Here is a 4,982-nt window from a genome sequence, read left to right on the forward strand (position 1 = left end):
CTTACTTCATTTAAAAGAAACAGAATTTAGGTATAATACTCAAATTAAACAGCAAGATTTGTATAAAATCTTACTAAAAATGATAAGAAATAATCCGCTTAAGTTAAATTGAGCCAATCTAAAATCACAGATTCACGCGAATCTTGCAAATCCATTATGCGTTTAATTAAAAATGCTCTCATCTAAATTTTTAAGCTCTTTTGGACTATACTTTTTTATCTTGCAACTCACACTTGCGCACTTATCTATCCCAGATTCATAACGGCACGAGTTTTCGCAATCCTTAGTAAAGTAGTGCTTTGCTTTGGCTAAATCCCGCCCTACATCTTTGCCGCCCACATAGCCTCCCCAAAGATACATTTGTCCTAAACGCATACAATCCACACCCAAAGCACACGCCTTATCATAATAATGCAAGGCTTGTTTTTGGTTGATGAGTTCAGGCATATCATAACTCACATAATACGATTCCCTGTCATCATCATAAGCTTTGGCAAATTTGTAGCACACCACGCCACTTTGCAAATCATCACAACCCGCCTTAAAATACTCAAGCATAGTTTGCCTTCGCTCCTCTTTGTCGTCTCTATCATCAAGTGTGGCTTCTATACGCGCCAAAGTAGCGAGATAATCAGCGTCTTTTATGTTAAATTTGCCTTGAATTTTGGCATCTTTTAGCACTAAATGGAGTGTCTTGCCAAATTCCCTTGCCACCGCATAATCTTGCATAGGTTTATAAAAATAATAAAAAGCCGCCCCTTGCATACAGCTTTCGACATTGCCTAAATCGCAAGCCTTTTGCGCTAGGGCTTGAAATTTGGGTGCATAGATTTTATCAACCTCTCTATCGTATTTTCGCACATCTTCTATGTAGTCATTACTCCAACTCACCAACAAGCCATAGTAAAAAGAAGTAAGCATAGCACAGCTTTTGGCGTCATTTATTTGGCAGTCATTTTCGTATTCGCCGATAATTTCATCGCGTGCTGATGATGCCATTTGCAAGATTTTCGGACTTAAAGAACCTGTTTGGTAAGAGAGTAAATCCAACTTTTCAACATAATACGAGCCTTTTTCCTCTTTTGGCAATGCTAACACCGCTCGGATATATCGCTGTGCTATTTTGTCGTGCTCATCGCAAGATTGGGGAACAATATAACTAAATCTATTACACATACCCCGAAAATCGCGCATAAAATCCCACAAATCGCTAGGCGATGGCTTATTTAGCTCACTCAACTCTATCTTTTTTAGCTCAAAACAAGCGACTTCCTTGCCTGATTCGCATAAATGTTGTAACAATTCTTTACTTTTTTGCCTTGCCGATTCGTTATAAGTTGTCGTTTCGCTTTGCGTTGCTGATTCGCTATGACACGCGCTACATACAATCGCTACAAACGCTAATCCTAAAATCTTGCTTAATGTTTGCATTTCTTACGCTCCGTTTAAAATTTACATTTTAAAAGCGTGATTGTAGCGAAAAATTTATGTGCTTTAGATTCGCAGGGGTTTGAATCAAAAATGCGTTTAGATTCGCACCACATTCACGCAAATCTAAAATCACAGATTCGCACGATAGATTTGCCAAAATCGCATTTATGGCAAAATCACAATCTTTGTGCCGATTTTGACATTGTCATACAATTCTTTGATTTCATCATTTAGCACCGCAATACAGCCATCACTCCAATCACCCGCAACATAGCTTAACTTACCCAAAAATCCAAGTCCATTTGGCAACCCGTGAATCTTTATATCCCCACCAGCACTCACGCCACGCGCCTTTGCCTGTGCTAAATCCGCGCTATTTGGATAAGAAATGCCAAGATTGAGAAAAAAACGCGATTTTGGATTTTTGCTATCGATGAGATACTCTCCCTCAGGCGTCTTGCTATCGCCCTCTTGCGTTTTGTGTCCTTGTGGATTGCCACCTAGTGCGATATGATAGGTTTTGGCGACATAGATTGTGCCGTCTAAATCTTTTGCTAACACTTTTAGCGTCCGTGCGCTTTTTTCGACAAGCAATAAATCGATTGCATTGCCTTTAAGCGCGGAATCTAGCGAATGCGAATCGCTAGGATTTATGCTTGAAATTTTCGCGCTTATCACAGCACCCAAAATCACAGCAACCGCCACGACAATTAAAATTGCTACACTTAACTTTTTTATTTTATGCACTCCCATTTTATAGTTCATTCACCAAAATCAATCTGTGATTTATGGATAAATCCCGCTTTTGCGTCCTTTGTCTTGCGCGTATTTGGCGGGAAATAAATCACTTTATGCCATTTTATTTCTTTATCATACATATCAATCAATCCTAGCAAACGCGTTTGTGGGAATTTTATTACCAAACTATCACTAAAATCTTTTTTGTAGATTCGCGTTATAACCTTGCCATTTGGCGAATCACGCAGATTTACAAAATCATCGTTTGTTTTAAGTGTCAATGGGCGCACCCCCTGTTCAGCATCTTCTACCAAATATGATTCTGCATCTTTATCCATTTTTTCGCTTAATTTTTTGATAAATTTAACATTATCAGCGACAAGATAGCTTCCACCGCTACACGCTGAATTATCTACTATCAAAGCTATATCTTGCTGTTGAATGCTCCAAACATCGCTTATATATCCGCTCATATTTGCCACTTCAAACTCCACTTCATATTTCACCTCCCCAGCAAATCCATCAAGTAGCCATTTGGGAATCTTTGCTAATACTTCTTTTTGATTGCGCGAAGTGGGCTTTATCTGCAAATACTTGCCGTTCAAAAAATCCATTTCAGTTGTGGGCAAATCCTTATTTTCAAACCAAGTATAAAAAAAAGTATCACAAGCAAAACCACCATAATTTGTCTCAATAGTCAGTGTGCCTTTTAGCTTAATGGGTGCTTTTAGGCGATAGGGACAAAATCTCTCGGCTTCATTGTCAAAGCAAGTCCATTGTGCGACTTTTTGCCCCTTGTCATTTGTGCTAATTCTATACCACAAAGGCATAAAGTGCTTTTTGGCAAAGGCACTATTTTTGGGTGTAGTGCCAGATGAATAGCATTCATCGCAGTTATATACGCTACCTGTCAAAAAATCTAACCAATATTTATTTTCCTCTTTTTTGATTTGCTCTAATCTCTCTAGGCTAAATTCCTCTGCCACTGCCATATTTGCCAAAAAGCAAAGGCAGATAATCGCTAATATTTTGACTAAATCTTTCATTTCTTACGCTCCGTTTAAAATTTAAATTCTAAAAACGCGATTGTAGCGAAAAATTTATGCGTTTTTGATTTGCGTGGTTTTTGAGATTCGCACCACATTCACGCAAAATCTAAAATCACAGATTCACGCGCGAGTCAATCATCAACGCCTTCACAACCATCAGAATCTCTATCAAAATCACACTCATCTAACTTTTTAAGCTCTTTTAGACTCATTCTTGTTATGTGGCAGCTCCAATGATTTTTTTTGCAAGATTCATAGCCGTTGCGACAGAAACTTTCGCAATCTTTGGCAAAGTAATGCTTTGCTTTTGTCAAATCTTTTTTGACTTTTTCCCCGCCTACGATTTTACCAAAAAGATAGATTCGCCCCAAATCCCCACAACCTTCGCCCAAAGCACACGCCTTGTCATAATAATGCAAAGCCTGTTTTTGGCTGATAATCTCACGCATACCAAAGTTATCAATTTCCTCTTCCTCCTTGCGCTCATCATAAAAATATCCAAAATCCAAACAAACCTCAGCATTTTGCAAATCCTCACAACCCACCTTAAAATAATCCAACACAAATTGTTTTTTGGTATTTGCCTCATCATCAGTTTTGCTTTCCAAATGCGCAAGCGTTACAAGGGGATCAATCTCGTCCCTATGGAGAAAACCCCTGCGTTTATAAGTGTCTGTAAGCATTAAAGCCACCTTTTTGCCATACTGCCTTGCCAGCGTATAGTTTGATTTAGGCTTATAGCTATAATAAAAATACGCCAGATATTCACAGCTTTTTTGCCTACCCAAATCACAAGCCTTTTTAGCTGTGTTTTCAAATTTACGCGGATAGATTTTATCAGCTTGGCTTTCATAAGTGTCTTTGCCAAAGTCATAAAAGCGTTTGCTGCCCTTAGTCAAAAATTCAGTATAAGCATCACTTAGCATACTGCAACTTGTGGCGTTATTGTCATCGCACTCTTTTTCGTGCATAGCTATAATCTCATCTCGCCCCGCACACGCACGCTTTGCAATGCGTGAATCCAAACCATCCCAGCGACAAAATGTATCTAAATTTACAATGTAATCAAAGTTTTCCTCTCTACTCTTTTGCAAATAAATAGCCACATATTTTTCTATCAATTTGTCGCGCTCAATGCAGGCTTTGGGTAAATTTTGCTTACACATTGTATCAAACTCATTTGCAAAATGCCACGCACTAAAATACTCATTAAACTGCTCCTCCCTTATCAATTTAGCCTTTTGATACTCAAAACAAGCATTTTTGTTGTCCTTCCAACTTCCATAACACAATTTGCTAAAAAACTCCTCTACATCATATCTTTCACAAGAACTACCACTCTCATCTTCTTGGCACTCTTTAAACACCATACCACGACCACGCTTTGCTAACTCTGCCACTGACTTAGCCAAATGCTCACAAGCACTATCAGGTGTATTTACCTTGCACGCCCTTGCATAGTGCAATATCGCCTTTTCTAAATCATCTTTTTCCTCTAATTGCGCGAGTTTGAAACACTGCGAATCGTCTTTTTGCTTTTGCTGGGTGCTTCTATTGTCATCATTAAAAACGCTATAATAGCATTGATTATACAGCTCCTCTTTGTCTGCACAAGCACAAAAGGCTATGGCAAAGGACAAAAACACGATATTTTTTTGCATTTCTCACGCTTCCTTTGAATCGAAAAAATTAAAAGTGTGATTGTAGCGAAATTTTGTGCTTTTTAGATTCGCGTGAATCTATGACAAATCGCCACTAGATTCA

Annotated in this window: 5 protein-coding genes and 1 pseudogene; 1 reads left to right on the top strand and 5 read right to left on the bottom strand. The window is 38.5% G+C overall.

Going from position 1 to position 4,982, the window contains the following annotated elements:
* Window positions 1–112 (top strand): annotated as a pseudogene (locus ACWIX0_RS12800) (IS1595 family transposase); the annotation flags it as partial.
* 50 nt (window positions 113–162) lie between these two features.
* Here the strand turns inward: ACWIX0_RS12800 and ACWIX0_RS12805 are convergent.
* The 5 genes from ACWIX0_RS12805 to ACWIX0_RS12825 form a co-directional block, all read right to left on the bottom strand.
* Complete coding sequence (locus tag ACWIX0_RS12805; RefSeq protein ID WP_454174372.1) at window positions 163–1,431, bottom strand: hypothetical protein; 1,269 nt, start codon at window positions 1,429–1,431, stop codon at window positions 163–165.
* Window positions 1,432–1,459: 28 nt separating this feature from the next.
* The gene (locus ACWIX0_RS12810; protein WP_454174373.1) at window positions 1,460–1,588 is read right to left on the bottom strand and encodes a hypothetical protein; all 129 of its coding nucleotides are present in this window, start codon (window positions 1,586–1,588) and stop codon (window positions 1,460–1,462) included.
* 8 nt (window positions 1,589–1,596) lie between these two features.
* A complete protein-coding gene (locus ACWIX0_RS12815; RefSeq protein WP_454174374.1) occupies window positions 1,597–2,196 on the bottom strand; it encodes a L,D-transpeptidase family protein in 600 nt (199 codons plus the stop codon).
* On the bottom strand, window positions 2,193–3,215 hold the full coding sequence (locus ACWIX0_RS12820; RefSeq protein ID WP_454174375.1) for a hypothetical protein: 1,023 nt from the start codon (window positions 3,213–3,215) through the stop codon (window positions 2,193–2,195). Before ACWIX0_RS12820 ends, ACWIX0_RS12815 begins: the two co-directional genes overlap by 4 nt.
* A 134-nt stretch (window positions 3,216–3,349) precedes the next feature.
* On the bottom strand, window positions 3,350–4,879 hold the full coding sequence (locus tag ACWIX0_RS12825) for a hypothetical protein (RefSeq protein ID WP_454174376.1): 1,530 nt from the start codon (window positions 4,877–4,879) through the stop codon (window positions 3,350–3,352).
* Between the last annotated feature and the right edge of the window lie 103 nt (window positions 4,880–4,982).

Source organism: Helicobacter sp. T3_23-1059, assembly GCF_053654515.1.

Bases quoted from the DNA above. Each gene is read 5' to 3' on its own strand.
- ACWIX0_RS12805 (WP_454174372.1), bottom strand. From the start codon at position 1,431: ATGCAAACATTAAGCAAGATTTTAGGATTAGCGTTTGTAGCGATTGTA.
- ACWIX0_RS12815 (WP_454174374.1), bottom strand. From the start codon at position 2,196: ATGAACTATAAAATGGGAGTGCATAAAATAAAAAAGTTAAGTGTAGCA.
- ACWIX0_RS12820 (WP_454174375.1), bottom strand. From the start codon at position 3,215: ATGAAAGATTTAGTCAAAATATTAGCGATTATCTGCCTTTGCTTTTTG.
- ACWIX0_RS12825 (WP_454174376.1), bottom strand. From the start codon at position 4,879: ATGCAAAAAAATATCGTGTTTTTGTCCTTTGCCATAGCCTTTTGTGCT.